General features: G+C 50.3%; 18 protein-coding genes. 10 read left to right on the forward strand and 8 right to left on the reverse strand.

The annotated features are described in order from the left end of the window. Nucleotides 1–52 precede the first annotated feature (52 nt). Both ACTHUR_RS04425 and ACTHUR_RS04430 read right to left on the reverse strand, forming a co-directional pair. Nucleotides 53–1,051 (reverse strand): BtrH N-terminal domain-containing protein, encoded by a 999-nt coding sequence (locus tag ACTHUR_RS04425; RefSeq protein ID WP_107848638.1) that lies wholly within the window; start codon nt 1,049–1,051, stop codon nt 53–55. A 71-nt stretch (nt 1,052–1,122) separates the two neighbouring features. Next, nucleotides 1,123–1,971 (reverse strand): RnfABCDGE type electron transport complex subunit B, encoded by an 849-nt coding sequence (locus ACTHUR_RS04430; RefSeq protein WP_440361237.1) that lies wholly within the window; start codon nt 1,969–1,971, stop codon nt 1,123–1,125. A gap of 187 nt (nt 1,972–2,158) precedes the next feature. On the opposite strand from ACTHUR_RS04430, the gene ACTHUR_RS04435 reads away from it, so the two are divergent. Then, entirely contained in the window at nt 2,159–2,626 is a 468-nt protein-coding gene (locus tag ACTHUR_RS04435; protein ID WP_004518935.1) for a YchJ family protein, read from the forward strand. A 264-nt stretch (nt 2,627–2,890) separates the two neighbouring features. Here the strand turns inward: ACTHUR_RS04435 and ACTHUR_RS04440 are convergent, their stop codons facing one another. Continuing rightward, on the reverse strand, nt 2,891–3,679 hold the full coding sequence (locus ACTHUR_RS04440; protein ID WP_004518934.1) for an inositol monophosphatase family protein: 789 nt from the start codon (nt 3,677–3,679) through the stop codon (nt 2,891–2,893). Between the two features lie 180 nt (nt 3,680–3,859). Here ACTHUR_RS04440 and ACTHUR_RS04445 point away from each other — a divergent pair, with 180 nt between their 5' ends. The 4 genes from ACTHUR_RS04445 (at nt 3,860) to ACTHUR_RS04460 (ending at nt 6,682) form a co-directional block, all read left to right on the forward strand. After that, nucleotides 3,860–4,585: a 16S rRNA (uracil(1498)-N(3))-methyltransferase gene (locus ACTHUR_RS04445; RefSeq protein WP_004518933.1), complete on the forward strand. Its 726-nt coding sequence runs from the start codon at nt 3,860–3,862 to the stop codon at nt 4,583–4,585. A gap of 83 nt (nt 4,586–4,668) precedes the next feature. Then, nucleotides 4,669–4,959, forward strand: coding sequence for an acyl carrier protein (locus ACTHUR_RS04450; RefSeq protein WP_003748215.1), 291 nt, complete (start codon nt 4,669–4,671; stop codon nt 4,957–4,959). Next, nucleotides 4,956–6,011, forward strand: a complete 1,056-nt coding sequence (locus tag ACTHUR_RS04455; protein WP_004518932.1) for a beta-ketoacyl synthase N-terminal-like domain-containing protein — start codon at nt 4,956–4,958, stop codon at nt 6,009–6,011. The genes ACTHUR_RS04450 and ACTHUR_RS04455 overlap by 4 nt, the downstream gene beginning before the upstream one ends. Then, nucleotides 5,993–6,682 carry a hypothetical protein gene (locus ACTHUR_RS04460; protein ID WP_004518931.1) on the forward strand — a complete coding sequence of 230 codons (690 nt, stop codon included), beginning with the start codon at nt 5,993–5,995 and terminating at the stop codon, nt 6,680–6,682. Before ACTHUR_RS04455 ends, ACTHUR_RS04460 begins: the two co-directional genes overlap by 19 nt. Before the next feature lie 110 nt (nt 6,683–6,792). On the opposite strand, the gene ACTHUR_RS04465 is transcribed toward ACTHUR_RS04460, so the two are convergent. From ACTHUR_RS04465 to cyaY, 3 genes are all read right to left on the reverse strand, one after another. Then, the gene (locus ACTHUR_RS04465; RefSeq protein ID WP_100066626.1) at nt 6,793–8,424 is read right to left on the reverse strand and encodes a hypothetical protein; all 1,632 of its coding nucleotides are present in this window, start codon (nt 8,422–8,424) and stop codon (nt 6,793–6,795) included. A gap of 154 nt (nt 8,425–8,578) precedes the next feature. Further along, complete coding sequence (gene luxS, locus ACTHUR_RS04470) at nt 8,579–9,085, reverse strand: S-ribosylhomocysteine lyase (protein WP_004518928.1); 507 nt, start codon at nt 9,083–9,085, stop codon at nt 8,579–8,581. Nucleotides 9,086–9,139: 54 nt separating this feature from the next. Then, nucleotides 9,140–9,463, reverse strand: coding sequence for an iron donor protein CyaY (gene cyaY / locus ACTHUR_RS04475; RefSeq protein WP_004518927.1), 324 nt, complete (start codon nt 9,461–9,463; stop codon nt 9,140–9,142). Between the two features lie 50 nt (nt 9,464–9,513). Here cyaY and lptM point away from each other — a divergent pair, with 50 nt between their 5' ends. Together lptM and lysA are read left to right on the forward strand one after the other, a co-directional pair. Continuing rightward, a complete protein-coding gene (gene lptM / locus ACTHUR_RS04480; protein ID WP_003684659.1) occupies nt 9,514–9,705 on the forward strand; it encodes an LPS translocon maturation chaperone LptM in 192 nt (63 codons plus the stop codon). A 15-nt stretch (nt 9,706–9,720) separates the two neighbouring features. Next, nucleotides 9,721–10,941 (forward strand): diaminopimelate decarboxylase, encoded by a 1,221-nt coding sequence (gene lysA, locus ACTHUR_RS04485; RefSeq protein ID WP_004518925.1) that lies wholly within the window; start codon nt 9,721–9,723, stop codon nt 10,939–10,941. Between the two features lie 102 nt (nt 10,942–11,043). Here lysA and ACTHUR_RS04490 read toward each other — a convergent pair whose 3' ends face one another. Together ACTHUR_RS04490 and ACTHUR_RS04495 are read right to left on the reverse strand one after the other, a co-directional pair. Beyond that, the gene (locus ACTHUR_RS04490; protein WP_004518924.1) at nt 11,044–11,271 is read right to left on the reverse strand and encodes a SlyX family protein; all 228 of its coding nucleotides are present in this window, start codon (nt 11,269–11,271) and stop codon (nt 11,044–11,046) included. Nucleotide 11,272: 1 nt separating this feature from the next. Then, nucleotides 11,273–12,646: a Na+/H+ antiporter family protein gene (locus tag ACTHUR_RS04495; protein ID WP_049335972.1), complete on the reverse strand. Its 1,374-nt coding sequence runs from the start codon at nt 12,644–12,646 to the stop codon at nt 11,273–11,275. A 246-nt stretch (nt 12,647–12,892) separates the two neighbouring features. Between ACTHUR_RS04495 and ACTHUR_RS04500 the strand changes: the two genes are divergently transcribed. The 3 genes from ACTHUR_RS04500 to ACTHUR_RS04510 all read left to right on the forward strand — a co-directional run bounded on the left by ACTHUR_RS04500 (nt 12,893) and on the right by ACTHUR_RS04510 (nt 19,054). Next, nucleotides 12,893–14,314 (forward strand): MFS transporter, encoded by a 1,422-nt coding sequence (locus tag ACTHUR_RS04500; RefSeq protein WP_440361231.1) that lies wholly within the window; start codon nt 12,893–12,895, stop codon nt 14,312–14,314. Nucleotides 14,315–14,630: 316 nt separating this feature from the next. After that, complete coding sequence (adhE, locus tag ACTHUR_RS04505; RefSeq protein WP_049335351.1) at nt 14,631–17,246, forward strand: bifunctional acetaldehyde-CoA/alcohol dehydrogenase; 2,616 nt, start codon at nt 14,631–14,633, stop codon at nt 17,244–17,246. Nucleotides 17,247–17,764: 518 nt separating this feature from the next. Beyond that, nucleotides 17,765–19,054, forward strand: a complete 1,290-nt coding sequence (locus ACTHUR_RS04510) for a ferredoxin reductase family protein (protein ID WP_070646351.1) — start codon at nt 17,765–17,767, stop codon at nt 19,052–19,054. The last annotated feature ends 171 nt before the right edge of the window (nt 19,055–19,225 follow it).

Consider the following 19,225-nt stretch of genomic DNA (forward strand, 5'->3'; position numbering starts at 1 on the left):
CTGAATGTCAAAATAATTCACGGTAGATTAATCGGGATCGAATAAATCCTGATTATTTCAATAATTCCCGCCATAACGCTTCTTCATCATCCGCAATTTTGAGCAGAAATTCGGCAATGTTGCGGCAGCCGTTTTCGGACGGTTTTTTGCACTGTTTCACGCACATTGCTGCGAATTGGCGCCATTGGTCGCCGATGGCGGTCATTTGTTCTGAGGCCGTCTGAAACGCAGGTTCGTTGCAGATATGGGCGGCCTGTTCGAGGAAGTAGGCGTAGATGTAGCGGAAACCTGCGCCGCCGGTACCGATTTCTTCCTGCATCCGCACCAAATGGCCGAGAAACAGTTTTTGGTATTTGTCGTTTTGTTTGGCAGGCAGGGATTCGATTTTTTTGGCCAGCGTGCGGATGCCTTTTACGCCGATGAAAAAGACCGGCGCGAGCATATGTTTGGCGTTTTTGCGTATGGCTTTGTGGATAATGGCGGGCAAGTCTGCCATGATTTTTTCAGACGGCCTGTTGTCTTCCAAGGTATACATCATGCCTTTTGCCGCCAATACACCTTTGGCGAACCGCGCACGCTGCAAATCTTCGGCGGCGCAGCGTTGCACGGTTTCAAATACGGGGTCGCTGATCAGGTAGTCGTTACCGTCTTTGCCGTACACCAAGAGATTGTGTGCGTTGAAATGGAAACGCATTTGTGGCGGGAAGTAGGGCAGCCAAAAGACGGAGGTTTGCAAACCGGCCAGTTTGCCTGAGGATAGTGCGGCATCCAACGCGGCTTGTCCGCTTTGTGCGTCGGAAAATTTGCGGACGGATAATTTCAGCCCCAATGCTTTGCAGGTGTTTTTGATGATGCTGCGCGGCGCGGTACGGTAGGAAACCAGCGGCATGCCGTTTAATTTGATCAGCGGCATCCAGACAAATGTCAGCGCGTGGGCAATGCCGAAAATCATGGCTTCGTCTAAATTGTGGCCATGGTATTTGAGCAGGGTGGACATCACACCGCTTTCGCAATGGGCGGTATGCTGGTGTGGAAATTCTTGTATGGTCATAAAGTTATTGGTTTTCGTGCAATGTTTTCAGACGGCCTGATGCGGTCGGAATGGGTTTGTTGTTTTGGAAATCAGCGGGTTTCTTTGGCCGCTTCCTGCTCGGCTTTGTAGCGGCGCAGAAATTCGATGGCGGCGGCTTTTTCGGCTTCGTTGCCGTATTTGGCATCACGTTGGGCGCGGCGCAGTTCGGCGCGTTCTTTGGCTTCTTCGATTTGGCGCGCTTTGAAGTCTTCGCGGTTGTCGGAGGAGACGAGTTTGTCCTGCTGCGATTGCGCTTTGGCCATGGCTTTAGCAATCAAATCCATGGGGTTGAATACGGCGCTTGGTGCGGCTGTTTGGGCTTGTGCCTGTGCGGCCTGTTTGGCTTTGACGGCGGCTTCGCGTTGCGCCAGCAGTGCTTTGCGTTCGGCATCGTCGCGCTGTTTGCGCGCGGTATGGCGTTCAAAACGGCTTTGTGCGTGTTCGGCGGCGGCAAAGCGCGGTTCGGCAGAGGTGCTGAAACGGCGTGCGGACGGCAGGAAGGGCTGCGATACGGGAACCATGTCGATGCAGTCGACGGGGCAGGGGGTAACGCACAAGCCGCAGCCGGTGCATTCGTCGCTGATGACGGTGTGCATCAGTTTGGACGCGCCCATAATGGCATCGACAGGACAGGCGCGGATGCAGGCGGTACAGCCGATGCAGGCGGATTCGTCAATCAGGGCCACGGCTTTGATTTGTGTTTTTGCCGGCGCGAGGTAGGGCTTGCCCAACAGGTCGGCCAGGTCTTTCATGACGGTTTCCCCACCCGGCGCGCACAGGTTTACCGGCGTTTCTCCTGCCGACAGGGCGCGCGCATAGGGTAGGCAGCCTTCATAGCCGCACTCACGGCATTGGGTTTGCGGCAACAGGCGGCTGATGCTTTGGATGGGAATGGTCATCATGGATAGTCAAAATCGAAAAGGCGCATTATATCAGATTGTTGCGTTTGTTTTGGCGAAACCCGCTTTGCTTATTTTAGTGAAACTCTCTACACTCGTTTTAGCGAAACGCGCTACGCTCGTTTTCAGACGGCCTGAGTCGGGTTTGCGTTATAATTTTGAAATGGATTTATTCGGGTAATTAGGAATGACGGCTACACTTTGCCCCTGTCAGTCGGGGCGTGTTTATACGGAATGTTGCGCACCGTTTCATGCGCGTGAGGCGGCGGCCTCGACGGCGGAAGAGTTGATGCGTTCGCGTTACAGCGCGTATGTTTTGCAGGAAATCGACTATATCGTGGACACGACTGTCCCTGCGCAGCAGAATTTGTTGGACAAGCAGGATTTGGCGGCATGGAGTAGGCAGATGCAGTGGTCGGGATTGAAGGTTATCCGTCATGTGCCGTTTGGCAAGCTGCATGCTTTGGTCGAGTTTGAGGCGTATTTTGAAGAGAACGGGCAAACTGAGTGCCATCATGAATTGTCGGCATTTGTGAAAATAGACGGGCGTTGGTACTTTATTGAGCCGACCGTTGCGTTACCGACGATGAAACAGCCTTGTTTGTGCGGTTCGGGCAAAAAGTTTAAGGCGTGTTGCGGACAGTTTTTCAAATAGTAGTGTAAACAGGCCGTCTGAACGTTCAGACGGCCTAAGCTGTTTTTGCAGATAAAAAAAACCATTCATACTAAGGGAGAAGTATGAATGGCCAATACATTGCGGGAAAACGTCTTACTTGCTGCACCGCCCAAAAGGGATGAAAGAGCGGTGTTGTGTCAGCGATTGATATTCTACCGTTTTTAGTATTAAATGCTGTTAAGAAGTGAAATAATTTCAATAAGTTGCAAGATAATCGTGATATTTTGAAGATAAACGGTATTTTTACTGATTTTCTCGAATCCATTTCACCCATTGCTGAAACAGCTCGGGTTGCAATGCGGCGATGACGGAACGCTTAAATACATGTTCGCCGCTCCAAAAATCGTCGCCTTCCAAAGTGGTCAGGCAGCCGCCGGCTTCTTCAAAAATTAATGCACCGGCAGCGTAGTCCCACAGCTTTTGTCCGCCGTGGATGTAAATATCGTAGCGGCCGCTGGCAAGGTAGCACCAATCGAGCGTGCTGCTGCCCATACTGCGGATTGTGCCGAATGGGGCAAGGGTATTCATGCGGCTGGCGAGTTTGCCCGAACGCAGGTATTTGATTTCTACGCCGGCAATGGATTCGTTGAGTTTTTTGTTTTCCGAACGCAGCGGCAGCGGCGTGCCGTTGAGAAATGCGCCTTTGCCGCGTTCGGCATAGAAACATTCGCCGCTGACCGGATTGTAAATCACGCCCAATTCGGCATGGCCGTTTTTAACCAGCGCGACGGATACGGCAAAATGCGGCAAACCGTTGACGAAGTTGTTTGTGCCGTCGATAGGGTCGACAATCCATAGGCCGTCTGAATGTTCGTTCCACAAACGGGTTTGTTCCTGAAAGCTCATTTCCTCGCCCAACATCGGACAATCCTCCAATAAGGGAAGGGCGGCGGCAAAAGCGGTTTGTGCGGCCAAATCTGCTTCACTCAAAACCGATCCGTCTTCCTTGCGTCGTGACGGCGTGTTCAGAAAACGCGGCATGACTTCGGTTTGGGCGATGTGGCGGACGACTTTCTGTAAACGGTATAGCACGGCGTATCCTTGTTTTTTGCAGTTTTGCGCGACAGTGGATTAAAATTCGGGAAGTTTTCAAATTATAGTGGATGAAATCGAAAGCAGGCAGGAGTATGTCGCCGTGTTTCAACTTCATTCACGAAATTTTAAATTTAAATTATATACATTAAATTATATACATGAATAAAGCAGGAAACCATGCCCCGATTTTATGTTGATTTTGCCTTAAGCCCCGACAGCGTGGTCGAATTGCCCGATAATGTGGTGCGCCATCTGAATGTATTGCGCGTGAAAAACACGGAAGAAATCGTGTTGTTCAACGGCAATGGCAAGGCATATCCGGCTTTGCCAGAAGTTTTGGAAAAACGCCGAGCCAGCGTGCGGATTTTGCGTGAAGAGGCAACGGACAACGAATCGCCGCTGAACATTACATTGGTACAGGCGGTATCCGCCGCCGAGCGCATGGATTTCACTTTGCAGAAAAGCGTGGAATTGGGCGTGGCAGAAATTCGCCCGGTCATCAGCGAACGCTGTGTCGTCCGCTTGAGCGGCGAACGTGCTGAAAAGCGGGTAGCGCGTTGGCAGGAAATTGTTGTTTCGGCGTGTGAACAAAGCGGCCGCAATATTGTGCCGAAGGTTTTGCCGCTGACGACTTATGCACAGGCTCTGCAACAGTTGCCGCAGGAAACGACCAAACTGTTAATGAGTTTGAACCGCGCACAAAAACTGAGCGATGTTCAGCCGCAATCCGGCAAAGTCGTGTTTATGGTCGGCCCTGAAGGCGGCTGGACGGAGAAGGAAGAGCAGCAGGCATTTGATGCCGGTTTTCAATCCGTTACGCTCGGCAAACGGGTGTTGCGTACCGAAACCGCCTCACTTGCGGCCATTGCCGCCATGCAGACGCTTTGGGGCGATTTTGCATAAAGTTCAGGCCGTCTGAAAACGAGCGTAGCGAGTTTCGCTAAAACGAGCTGTTGCTTCATGAGATAAAAATGGGAGTTTAAAAAATGTCTTACACCTTTACACTGGCCGAGCACGAGCTGGAAGCGGAATTGAAAAAGTTAATCGTGCAAGAGGCCGATAAGGCCGACGATGTGGATATGGATGATTTCACCGACGATGCGCTTTTGTTTGGCGATGACAGTCCGGTCGGTTTGGATTCGCTTGATGCGCTGCAAATCAGCGTTGCTTTGCAACAGTATTTCCAAGTGCGCCTGCAGGGCGACCGTATGGTGCGCAAACATATGATGTGCGTACGCGATTTGGCGGCGTTTATCCGTGCGGAGCATGGTGCGTGAGTTGGGTTTTCGGTACGGCGGCCACTTCTGCCTTGAATCCGCAAACGGACTTCAGACGGCCTGATGCGGTGTCTTATACGTTTTTAAACCAGCCGCAGCAGGCTGCTTATTTTCGTGCATTTGCTAGCGACAGTTTGGGGCGGAAGGAATTGGCGGATATCGCCGAACAACATTTGCGCCTAGCTGCCGAAAATGCAGGCTGGCCATCTGAAAGTTGGCATGATGCGCCGGTGTTTATCGGGTCTAGTTCCTATTCCATCTCCGAATATGAAAACCGCCATTTTGTGGGCAATAGGGCGGAAGAAGAACACAATCTGCTTTATCTCGCCGAAGATTTGCGCCGGCGCAGCGGCAATCGGCAGATTTTCAGTTTCGCTACTGCCTGCACTTCATCCGCCCATGCGCTCATTCAGGCGGATAACTGCTTGCGCGGCGAGGCGGAGCGTGCCTTTGTGCTTGGGATTGAAAACCTCAACCGACTGACTTTGCTGCATTTTCACAGCTTGGGTTTGCTGACCGAACAGTATCAGCCTTTTGGCGGAAACGGTTTGATTTTAGGCGAAGGTGTTGCCGCGCTTGCCTTATCTTCCGCTGCTCCTGAATCTTCAGGCCGTCTGAAACTTATAGGACACGCTGCCAATACAGGCAATGACCTGATTCAAAGCGATGGCCAAGCGCAAGAGCAAGTGATGCGACGTGCGTTAGATATTGCAGGCATCGTTCCTGAAAGCATTGCGGCCGTTAAAACACACGGCATCGGCACGGCTGACAGCGATGCCGCCGAATTGGCCGCACTGGAAAATATATTCGGTACACTGCCGCCCTTGATGGCGTTCAAACCGCAAATCGGACACACGCTTGGCGCAACGGCAGCCCTTGAAACAGCCTTGCTTTTATCCGCTCTAAAACAAGGCGGAAGCAACGATTATCAGGGGTGGAAAATTCGTTTTTCCGAGTGCGCGGCTTCACAAAAAGGCGGCTTTTTCTGTTTGGCCAATCAGTTTGGTTTTGGCGGCAGCAACACATCTTTGGTATGGCAATGGCAACCGTAAATCCTAATATCCGTATTACCGCCGCCGTGCGTTTTGATACTGACGCCGGCACCGGCGGTAAAATCCTCAAACAAATCTTAAAGCAGCAAAGCGGTATAGATACTCGCCGCCTCAGCCGCTTGAGTTTGATTGCCGCGCTTGGTGCAGGGCAGCTAAAGGAACAAAGCGAAATCCGCCCTGATTGCGCCGTTTTTCTTGGTACGCCGTTTTCTTCGCCATCCGTGTTTGAAAAAATGGCAGACAATGTGCTGAACCATCACGCCGCGATGCCGTTTGACTTTATTGCCAACCTGCACAACTCCCCAGTCTTTCATGCCGCGCAAGCGTTAGGCACGCATGGTGCAACTTTGGTCGTTACTGCCGACAACAATGTAGATACCTGCTTTCATCCATTATCTCTGGCGATGCAGTCTTTGCAAAATGGCGGACAAGCTGCGGTTGGCTGGGCATATGAACATCAAGTAGCCCGAGCCGATACCCATGAAGGCAGTATTTGGATTGTGCTTGAAGCCGGTGCAGAGCAGGGTGTTCCCGTTGTGTTGAATGATGAAGTGATGCAGACTGATAGGTCGTCTGAAAAGCCGCAATATTATTGGCAAAATATCGCCGATTGGATAGAAGCAGTAATGGCGCACGAGGGTAGGGATGTGAAGAAATGTACTTTGGCGTGATCAGCAAATGATTTTAGAGAAAGTATTTGTCTGTTGAATAAATAAGGTCTGTACCATTAAAAAGGCCGTCTGAAAATGTTTTCAGACGGCCTTTTTGTATAAAAAACCAATCAACGAGACATCTCGCCTTGAATAGCGCGGATATTCGCTTTACGGGCGTTTATGGTACGGGTCAGTTGTTGGATTTTAATCTGATCGCCTTTTTGTTTGGCCGCGTTCAACTGGGTTTGAAGGCGGGTAATAGCAGCCTGTTCGTTGCGTACTTCGGTCTGCAATATCTGTTTGCGGGTTTCTTTAGGGCTTGGCTTAGGAGCCGGCGTAACCACAGGTGCAGTACGGATAACAGGGGCTTTGTATTTGCTGTATGAAGAACTGCGTGATTTGTTCTGACGGTTGCGCAGGGTAATATTGATGCGCGGATTGGCAGCTTCGGCTGTGTTGGTCACGCTGGTAATCGGTACATTCGGCAGGATTTTGATATCGCTGTCGCTATTTCCTTTATCCAGCAAAATATCGGCTGCCGGTTTGTATGCTTGTGGGAAAGGTGTTGGGACAGTGGTTTTGCCATGCTCTACCGGAGTGGCAGTTGCCGGCGTGCTTGGTTCGGTTGAAGCGGTGGCAATAGGTTTGGCTGCTTGTTCCTCAGATGCGCGGACAACGGCTGTTTTATCGGCTTTAGTACGGTTAACCTTGGCTTTGCGTCGAGAGGAGGTTTTGGCATAAGTTTTGCCTTTATGCTTAGTCTCGACTTTGGTAGGTGTTTTATCGAGCACTTCATCCTGAGCTGTTACCGCTTGGTTATTTTGGGTAGTTGAAGTTTGCGGCTGAACTGCCGAGTTCTGAATAATCTCTTGTGGAGTTTGGATTGCAGGTACAACAGGTTGAACAGCTGGTGTTTCATTAATAATAGCAAGGCCGTCTGAAACTGTTTTCTCGGTAGAAGCAGTAGGTTGGGCTTGTGCGGCAAGCATTACAGGAACAACACTGTTTTCTGTTTGGGTTGCACTAGACTGAGTTTGTACGACAGGAGTTGTATTGCGGACAGTAGTGTCGGCAACATAGTCTTCAGCTTTTATTGTGGGCGGCGCTTCCAGAGTAGGCGTATTGTTGGGAACGATTACGCTGTCTGCAATGGCTTTGTCGGCTGTAACGGTATGGGTTTGCGCGATGAGTACAGGAGGAACAATAGTGTTGTCCTCTTGAACGGCAGTCGTCTGAGTTTGTACGACAGGAGTTGTGTTGTGGACAGCAGCATCGACAACATAGTTTTCAGGTTTTGCAACGGCTGATGTTTCCAAAGCAGGCGTATTGTTGGAAACGATTGCGCTGTCTGCAATGGTTTTATTCGCTAGCATAGCTTGTCGAGTTTGTGCCATCGGAATGGAAATAGGTGCCGGAATACCGTATTCATTTCGAGCAACAACGACTGGGGTTTGTACCGCGGGCGTTGCTTGAGAAGCATTAATGTAGTCTGCGGCAGATGCTTTAAATTCTGTTGTTTGTACCGTTTTTAAAACCGGAGTGTCGCCCGGAATCGCAACGACGCTGTTTTCTGTTACATTGTTTGTTTCAACTATGCGACAGGCGTCATTGATCTGGTATGAAGCATAAACGGTGATGCCTTCAACATTGCAGACATACTCGGCAGCGTTGGCGGCGGCGGGGAGGGTCAGGCTGAGGGCAATGGCGGTTTTGCAGAAAAACGGTTTCATAAAGGCAATAGAATCAGGTTGTTTGTTCAAAGTGTAATTATACTATGTACACTGTCAGCATCCGCCAACTTATTTTTAGGCGGTGTAAAACTGTGGCTGAAAGGTTGAAAATTGGAATAAAAGGTCTTAGGCCGTCTGAAACTTGTCATATAAAGTTTCAGACGGCCTTTGCTGTCATGGCGGATTAAGCGTTCAACAGGCTTTCGTCCAATGTCAGCTCTTCGTTTTTATTGACGGCGACTTTGCGTGCCAAAACGTTTTGGGCGATTTCGTGTGCTTCGGCAAGCGAGTGCATCAGGTAAGTACCGCATTGGTATTCGTTCAGCTCGGGGATTTTGCTTTGGTCTTGAACGGTCAAAACATCCTGCATTGAAGCGAGCCATGCGTCGGCTACTTTTTGCTCGTCGGGCGTACCGATGAGGCTCATGTAGAAACCGGTACGGCAGCCCATCGGGGAAATGTCGATGATTTCGACGCCGTTGCCGTTTAAGTGGTCGCGCATAAAGCCTGCGAACAGGTGCTCCAGCGTGTGAATGCCTTTTTCAGGCAGGATTTCTTTGTTGGGAATGCAGAAACGCAGGTCAAACACGGTAATAGTGTCGCCTTTGGGCGTGGTCATGGTTTTTGCCACGCGTACGGCAGGGGCGTGCATACGGGTGTGGTCGACTTTGAAACTATCTAGTAGGGGCATTTGGGTATCCTTTGAGGTAAATAGATTTTTAGTTAGGGATATTTGAAGACTGAATCACAATTCCGCAATCTCAATTGCTTCGCCCGAAGCCGCGCTCAGGGCTTCGTTTAAAACGTCGTAGAAATCCCGTCCGTCACGCGTTGCCAGCCATTTGCCGTTTTGCTCGGCGAAATGGTAGCCGCCGCTTTTGGCGGCAATCCACAATTCTTGGTTGGGCGTGTGGCGGTTGACGATGATTTGCGTGCCGTCTTCGGCTTCGATGGTCAGTACGTTTCCGGCAAACTGGCAGTCGAAATCCCAGCCGTTTTCGTCGATTTGGTCTTCGATGTGTTCGAACAATTCTTCGCTCATGCGGATGAATTCGCTTTCGGTCATCATGGCTTTTTGTGTGGTTTTTGTTTAAGATACCGAATCTTGCCACATTCGTAATGATGAAGAAAGTTTTACTGATGAAATACGGCGTATTTTTTGCAGCGGCAACGGCTCTGCTGCTTTCTGCCTGCGGCTACAAAGGCGACCTCTACCTGCCCAAAGAAGGCGACAAGGCGCGCTTCGGCGTGATTCAGACTGGCTTGAAATTCGATACGGCCAAAGAACCGACCACTCAAACCAACGACTAAAAAAGATTCACAAACATGACCTTATTCTGCGAACAACTCCCTTATACACACCTTGCCGAAGAGTTTGGTACGCCGCTTTATGTGTACAGCAAATCTGCGCTGACCGAGGCATTTGAAAACTACCAAACCGCGTTTTCCGCTTTAAATCCGCTTGTCTGCTACGCGGTTAAAGCGAATGGCAACCTGAACATCATCAAACACTTTGCTTCTTTGGGGAGCGGTTTTGACATTGTGTCCGGCGGCGAGTTGGCGCGCGTTTTGGCGGCCGGCGGCGATGCGGCGAAAACGATTTTTTCCGGTGTGGGCAAGAGTGAGGCAGAAATTGAATTTGCGCTGAATGCCGGCGTGAAATGCTTTAATATGGAGAGCATTCCCGAAATCGACCGTATTCAAAAGGTTGCCGCGCGTTTGGGGAAAGTCGCTCCGGTCTCCCTGCGCGTCAATCCTGATGTCGATGCCAAAACTCATCCTTATATCTCCACCGGTTTGAAAGCCAATAAATTTGGTATTGCCTATGCCGATGCGCTTGAGGCCTATCGTCATGTTTCCCTACAAAGCCATTTGAAAATTGTCGGTATCGACTGCCATATCGGCTCGCAACTGACCGACCTCAGCCCGCTCATCGAAGCCTGCGAACGTATTTTGGCCTTGGTCGACCAACTGGCAGACGAAGGCATTGTGTTGGAACACTTGGACTTGGGCGGCGGTGTCGGCATTGTTTACCAAGACGAAAATGTGCCTGATTTGGGCGCGTATGCCCAAGCCGTTCAAAAACTGATCGGCACACGCCGTCTGAAACTGGTCCTCGAGCCAGGTCGTAGTTTGGTTGGCAATGCAGGCGCGTTATTGACGCGAGTCGAATTCGTAAAACATGGCGAAGAGAAAAACTTTGTGATGGTCGATGCGGCGATGAACGATTTGATGCGTCCGGCGCTTTATGATGCCTATCATCACATCGAAGCGGTCGAAACCAAAGACATTGAGCCTTTGACGGCCAATATCGTTGGCCCGATTTGCGAAACCGGCGACTTTCTCGGCAAAGACCGCACCATCGCCTGCGAAGAAGGGGATTTGCTGCTTATCCGCAGCGCCGGTGCGTATGGCTCAAGCATGGCGAGTAACTACAACACGCGCAACCGTGCGGCGGAAGTATTGGTTGACGGCAGCGGATACAAACTTATCCGCCAACGTGAAACCGTCGAGCAGCAAATGGCCAACGAATTGGCTTGTTTGTAAGGTTTGATTGTTTAAAAGGCCGTCTGAAAGCTTGATTGACTTTCAGACGGCCTTTGCTATGAAAGAAAAGGGCATGTATCAAACATGCCCTTTTTTAGTTTATCAATAATGCGGCGGAATCTCGTCGCGCAGGCTGTACGGTTCGCGTTCGCCGTTTGCGCCTTTGTCCTGCATCCGTTGATACAGAAGCCGCAACTGACCTTGTTGCAAATCCAAAGCCTGTTGCATCTTGGCGATGGTGTCGTTCAGGCTGCCGATTAAATCTTCCTGCAAGGCCGTCTGAATTTCCAGCTCGGTGACGCGGTGTTCCAATTCCTGAATATCGCTCATATTACAGCACCATCGCGGCAATCCAGCCTGCAACCATCAGCGGGATATTGTAGTGGATAAAGGTCGGGATAACCGAATCGCGGATGTGGTCGTGCTGACCGTCGGCATTCAAACCCATGGTCGGACCGAGTGTCGAGTCGGAAGCGGGGGAACCCGCATCGCCCAGCGCGCCTGCCGTGCCGACGATGGCCACGGTAGCCATTGGGGAGAAGCCCAAGCTGATGCACAAAGGCACATAAATCGCGGTAATAATCGGCAAGGTGGAGAAAGACGAGCCGATGCCCATGGTTACCAGCAGGCCGACAAACAGCATGGTAAAGGCGGCCATGCCTTTATTGCTTCCGAACAAAGCCATGCTGTGTTCGACCAAAGGCTGAATCTCGCCGGTCGCGTTCATGACGGCGGCAAAACCTTGCGCCGCAATCATAATAAAGCCGACCATCGCCATCATTTTGATGCCTTCGCCGAACACATCGCTGGCGGCGGAGCGGTTCATCACGCCCAACATCATAAACACGGCAAAGCCCAACATCGCGCCCAATACCAGCGAACCATCGTACGAAAGCTGAATGGCAAAACACACGGCAATCGCCACGGCCGCCACCAAGCTGCGATAGGTTGAAGGCTCTTGTTGTTGCACTGCTGCGCGGTTGTCTTCCGTGTCAGTGGTATTGTTTTGATAAATGCGCGGCTTGCGGTAGTGCAAAAAGGCCAGCAGCAAGCCGGACACCATGCCCAAAGCCGGAATCGCCATTGCATGCATCACATTGATGCCGCTGGTGTCCATGCCTGCCGAGCGGATATTGCCCAACATGATGTCGTTCAAGAAGATGGCGCCAAAACCGTAAGGCAGAAACATATAAGTCGTTACCAAACCAAACGTAATCACGCAGGCCACCAAGCGGCGGTCGAGTTTCAAACGGTTGAATACCAACAGCAGCGGCGGAATAATCATCGGGATAAACGCGATATGAATCGGCACAACGTTTTGGCTCATCACGCCCATGCACAAAATAATCGCCAGCAGCAGCCATTTGACCGCGCCTTCGCCTTTCGCATTGCCTTCACCGCCGTTGAGTTTGCGGATAATCACGCCGGCGAGCTGTTGCGGCAGGCCGGAATGCGTGATGGCCATGGCAAACGCGCCGAGCATGGCATAAGACAGCGCGATTTGCGCCCCGCCTTTCAGACCTTCGTTAAAAACAGGAATAATCCCTTGCTGCACCACATCGCCGGCCGCGTTGGTTACATTTTCCAAAGGCATACCGGCCACCAAGCCGCCGACAAACGCGCCGACAGCCAAGCTGAGCACCACATGCACGCGCGATAAAGACAGCACAAGCATGATGATGACCGCAATTACAACCGCATTCATATCGTTCTCCGTTGTTTCAGACGGCCTGTTATGTAAAAACAGGCAATCATCTGTTTACATATTACAAATAAACATCATAACCCAAGCATGAAGCCTTTGCAAAAAACGGCAGGCCGTCTGAAACCCGGAGCATCGGTTTCAGACGGCCTGCCGTTAACCCTTATTCAGAGTTTTAATAGGGCGTGCGGTTCTGGCGATAAAAATATCTAAAAAACACGCGCTTCCTATTCTTTGCATATGGTACCAATGTTAAAATCGATACAATGTCTTGGTTTTAGGTTTGTTACTGAAATTAAAGCATTTATTGATAAAACCCAATTCAATAATACGCAAACAAAGGAAAGAAACTATGGATATTCTGACACGGCTGCACAATCTGCCGCCTTCCCGATTTCATTACAAACTTCTGGTCTTGGTCGGCATAGGTTGGCTGTTGATGCCATGGATACAGGCTTGGTGTCGTTTGTATTGCCTGCTTTGGGCAAAGATTGGGCGTTGGCTCCGGCGCAGTTAGGCTGGATTGTCAGCATTGCCTTTGTCGGCATGGCTTTGGGCGCGGTATTTAGCGGCTGGCTGGCGGACAGGTTCGGACGGAAAACCGTTTTTGCCGGCACGATGGTGGTGTACAGCATTGCCACAGGTTTGTGCGCGCTTGCGCCTGATTTGACGGTTTTGCTGGTGTGCCGCTTTTTTGTCGGCGTCGGCTTGGGAGGTCAACTGCCCGTCGCCGTGTCGCTGGTCAGCGAATATGCGCCGCCGAAAGTACGCGGCCGTTTTATTGTTTTGCTGGAAAGCTTTTGGGGCTTGGGCTGGCTCTCAGCCGCGCTGGTGTCTTATTTCTTTATTCCGCAGACCGGCTGGCACAGCGCGTTTTTATTTGGCGCCTTGCCCCTGTTTTATGTGCCGTTGGTGTTGAAATTCGTTCCCGAATCCGTGCCTTACCTGCTTTCCCGCGGCAAAACCAACGAAGCGCACCATTTAGTATCCGCGCTGGAAATTCAATCGGGCATAACGCCTCCGATAGAAGCCGTTGCCGCACCGGCCGCCCCGCGTGAACGCATCCGCTTCTTCCAACTTTGGCAACATCCGTTTGCACGGCGCACGCTGATGCTGTGGCTGGTTTGGTTCGGCATCGTGTTTTCGTATTACGGCATTTTTACTTGGTTGCCCAAACTGCTGGTCGAGCAGGGCAATACCGTGGTCAAAACCTTTGAATATGTGTTGGTGATGATTGTTGCGCAACTGCCCGGCTATATAGCTGCCGCGGCTTTGGTGGAGAGAATCGGCCGCAAAGCAACGCTGGCAGGCTTCCTGGCCGCTTGCGCCGTGTGCGCATGGTTTTTCGGGCAAAGCACCACTGCGGCCGAAGTCATGGTTTGGGGTAGCCTGATGTCCTTCTTCAACTTGGGCGCATGGGGCGTTTTGTACACCTACACCCCCGAACTCTACCCCTTGCGCTTCCGTGCCTTCGCATCCGGCTGGGCAGGCGCCATCGGCCGTATCGGCGGCATACTCGCCCCCATGGTAGTAGCGGCGATGGTAGGCAATAGCGGCGGCTTCGGCAATATCTTTATGATGTTTGCCCTGGTTATGCTGCTGATTGTGGCGGTAATCTTGGTATTGGGTGAAGAAACCAAAGGCCGTACGCTGGAAGACATCAGCCAATAAAAGGCAAAGCAAAAAAGGCCGTCTGAAAAAATATTTTCAGACGGCCTTTTTATTTGCGTCTGTAATTTTAATACATCAATTTTCTGTTTTTATCTTAATTACTGAGGAAAGCGACGAAGAATAACCGTCTTTGTTTTCGTATAGATAAAAATATTATACTTCAAAGAATTAAAATGAATAAACGATAAAATGGCCGTCTGAAAAGTTCAATCATGGTTTGTGATTTAGGTCAAAGCAAAATGTAACTAAATTACCTATAGTTATCGTAGTGAAAATTTATTGACCTTATTGCCACCTTTTATTAAGGAGATACACCATGAACGCATCAGCCGACAACGTCGTCAGCCCAGCCGTAGCCGAGGTAAACAGCCTGGTTGACAAGGGTTTACGGGCATTGGACGAGTTTCTTAAGCTAGATCAGGAGCAGATTGACTTTATTGTTGCCAAAGCCTCTATCGCCGCGCTGGACAAACATGGTGTACTCGCCATGCACGCGGTCGAAGAAACGGGACGCGGCGTGTTTGAGGATAAGGCGACGAAAAACCTGTTTGCCTGCGAAAACGTCGTGCGCCGCCTGCGCGATTTGAAAACCGTGGGCGTCATCAGCGAAAACGATGTAACCAGTATTACCGAAATCGCCGATCCGGTCGGCGTGGTTTGCGGTATTGTGCCGACGACCAATCCGACTTCCACCACCATTTTCAAATCCCTGATTGCGCTGAAAACCCGCAATCCGATTATTTTCTCGTTCCACCCGTCCGCCCAACAGTGTTCCGCCCATGCCGCGCGTATTGTGCGCGATGCGGCAATTGCGGCCGGCGCGCCGGAAAACTGTATCCAGTGGATTGAAAAACCGTCTATGGAAGGCACTTCCGCGCTGATGAAGCATCCGGGCGTGGCAACGATTTTGGCGACCGGCGGCAATGCGATGGTGGAAGCGGCGTATTCTTGCGGCAAACCTGCGCTCGGCGTCGGGGCGGGCAACGTACCTGCTTATGTTGAAAAAACGGCGGACATCAAACAGGTGGCGCACGATATTGTGATGTCGAAATCTTTCGATAACGGCATGGTGTGCGCCAGCGAGCAAGCGGTGATTGCCGATAAAGAGATTTACAAAGAGTTGGCCGAAGAGTTCAAATCCTACGGCGTGTACTTCGCCAACAAAAAAGAAAAAGCCATGCTCGAAGAGTTTATCTTCGGCGTAACGGCGAATTGCGCCAGCTGCGGCGGGGCGAAACTCAATTCTGCGGTAGTGGGCAAACCGGCGGCATGGATTGCCGAGCAGGCTGGGTTTAAGGTACCTGAAAAAACCAACATCATCATCGCCGAATGCCGCGAAGTCGGCCCGAACGAGCCGCTGACCCGCGAGAAACTTTCGCCTGTTTTGGCCATGATTAAGGCGGATTCGACCGAACAAGGTTTGAAGTTCGCCGAAGAAATGGTCGCCTTTGACGGCTTGGGACACTCCGCCGCCATCCATACCGCCGACGAAGAATTGGTCAAAACGTTCGGCTCCCGCGTCAAAGCGCTGCGCGTGATTTGGAATTCGCCTTCCACCTTCGGCGGCATCGGCGACGTGTACAATGCCTTCCTGCCTTCTCTGACCCTCGGTTGCGGCTCTTACGGTAAAAACGCCGTCGGCGGCAACGTCAGCGCAGTCAATCTGTTAAACATCAAAAAAGTAGGCCGTCGGAGAAACAACATGCAATGGTTCAAAGTGCCCGCCAAAATCTATTTTGAACGCGATTCCATCCAATATCTGCAAGACATGAAAGACTGCGAAAAAGTCATGATTGTGACCGACCGTTCGATGGTTGACCTGGGCTTTGTCGATAAAATCACCCATCAACTGCATCAACGCAAAAACAAAGTGACCATCCAGCTGTTTACTGACGTTGAAGCCGATCCGAGCGTCCAAACCGTCTATAAAGGCACGGATTTGATGCGCAGCTTCCAGCCGGACACCATTATTGCGCTGGGCGGCGGCTCGCCGATGGACGCGGCCAAAGCCATGTGGCTCTTCTACGAGCAGCCGCAAGTCGATTTTGAAGACTTGGTGCAAAAATTCATGGACATCCGCAAACGCGCATTCCGTTTCCCTGAATTGGGCCGCAAAGCCAAATTTATCGGCATTCCTACCACGTCGGGTACAGGCTCCGAAGTGACGCCGTTTACCGTCATCAGCGACGGCGACAAAAAATATCCGATTGCCGACTACTCACTGACACCGACCATTTCGATTGTCGATCCTGCTTTTACCATGACAGTTCCGGCAGGTGTAACCGCCGATACCGGTTTGGACGTACTGACCCACGCCGTAGAAGCATACGTTTCCGTACTGGCGAACGACTTTACAGACGGCCTCGCCCTGCAAGCCATTAAGCTCGTGTTCCAATATCTCGAACGCTCCTACAAACACGGTGCGGCCGATCCTGAAGCGCGCGAGCATATGCACAATGCCTCCACCATCGCAGGCATGGCGTTTGCCAATGCGTTCTTAGGCATCAACCACTCGATGGCACACAAAATCGGTGGCAAATATCATGTTCCGCACGGTCGTGCCAACGCCATCCTGCTGCCGCACGTCATCCGCTACAACGGCACGCGTCCGCAGAAAACCGCCACTTGGCCGAAGTACAACTACTACAAAGCCGACCTGAAATATCAGGAAATCGCCCGTACCTTAGGCCTGCCATGCAGCACACCGGCAGAAGGCGTAGAATCCTTCGCCCGCGCCTGCCACGAACTGGCGGTCAACGTCGGCATCAAAATGTCGTTTAAAGAGCAGGGCATCGATGAGAAAACCTTCCTCGATGGCAGAAAAGAGCTGGCCATGATGTCTTTTGAAGACCAATGCACCCCGGCCAACCCACGCCTCGCGATGGTGGCCGATATGGAAGAAATCCTGACCAAAGCCTACTACGGCGAATAAAATAGGGTAGTTAAAAAGGCCGTCTGAAACCTGAATATAGGGTTTCAGACGGCCTGAGACCTTTGCAAAATTCCCCAAAATCCCCTAAATTTCCACCAAGACATTTAGGGGATTTCTCATGAGTACTTTCTTCCAGTAAACTGCCCAAGCCATGATTGCCAAACACATCGACCGCTTCCCACTGTTGAAGGTTTCCCTCATGCCAAAATGGATACATTATTGGCAGAAAAAGGCTTGTTTGATCCCCAAGAATTTAAGTTAAGTGTGATGGCAGCATTTGGCTATCGCAAGTAAGAGCCTCACCCAAAAACGCGAAGTGGTGGAATTTATTAAATAATGTTCCACTTTAAACTATCAACGACAAGAAAGGCTGAGCATACCAACATTGGCGTTTTAAGCCCTAACAATGAATACAGGAAGCACTTTATCGATAATTTTGGCCTAATTTTTCCAAGATATACTTAGTCCTGTTAAAACAAGCACCAACTGTTTTATATTTTAATTTCACAAACACTACCATGAAAAATATTAAATTTACCTTATTTGCCTTTTTAGTCGGCATATCCGCTTTATGGCTGTTTGCCACGCCATTTCCAGACAAGTGGGGCGTATTTCCCGTACGTAACCTATTATTACAGTTCACCGGCAGCATCAGCATACTGGCCATGAGTGCTTGTATGATTCTTGCAGTACGTCCCAAAATGTTGGAAGGACTATTTGGCGGATTGGATAAAATGTACCGCCTGCATAAATGGTTGGGCATCATTGCCCTTTCAGGCAGTATCCTGCATTGGATCAGTAAGCAATTCCCCAAATGGCTGGTAAAGCTCGGTCTGTTTGACGGCAAAAAGCCACCGCGCCCACCGATGCAGGAAGTCTTGACTTTAAAAGATTGGTTAGTTACCCAGCGCCATTTTGCTGAAGAAGTGGGTGAGATTGCTTTTTACGTTGCAGTCGTCTTATTGGTTATCGCACTGATCAAACTTATTCCCTACCGTTGGTTTGCCAAACTTCACATCTTAATTGTCCCTGTCTATATTGCACTCGTATGGCACACCATCGTATTGGCAAACTTTGCTTACTGGGCTCAGCCACTTGGCTGGTTGCTGGCTACCGCCCTATTCTTCAGTAGTATTTGTTCCCTCCTCGCCCTCTTTAAACGCATTGGTAAACCGCAAACCGCAACAGTAACTGCCATGAACCAAAACGGCTCCCTGCTTTCACTTACCCTGAATGCGCCAAAATGGCAGGGACACCAAGCCGGTCAATTCCTCTTTTTACGTGCACATGGAGAAAGCCACCCATTTACCATCGCTTCAAACTGGAATCCTGAAAATCAACAAATCAATCTTATCATCAAAGACTTGGGCGACTACACCCATCGTCTGTCTCAACGTTTGAACATCGGTGATACCGTTAAAATTGATGGTGCATATGGCCGCTTCAATTTTTCAGATAAAAATGAACAAATTTGGGTGAGTAACGGTATTGGTTTTACGCCTTTCCTTGCAAGGCTCAAAGAATTAGCCAAACAACCATCCAATCAACAAATTGACTGGTTCCATGCCGATAGAAATTTATCTGCAGAAATAATCAACCAATGGAAAGATTTGGCTCAACAAGCGAATGTTACATTCCACTATATTCCTTCTGAAACCCAAAGATTATCAGCTGATCATATTGTACAAAGCGTTCAGAATAGTGAAACCCGCAGTCTATGGCTTTGTGGTAGTCGTAGCTTTACAAACAGTATTGCAGGAAAACTTAAGACACGCTCATTGCATCAAGAGCTGTTTGAATTCCGCTAAATGAACCTGATGAGACCTTTGTTTGGATTTAGGCTGTCGTGGGAAGGGCTTTTTTGCAAAGGTCTCAGCCTTTCTTTATTCGTCTAAACCTTAGTTTTTATCAAAGCTAAGGTCTTCATTTGAATACGATGGTTCAAAAAATATCTTCATAACTTTAATTTAATGGTAAAC

Source organism: Neisseria sp. P0021.S007 (assembly GCF_051956855.1).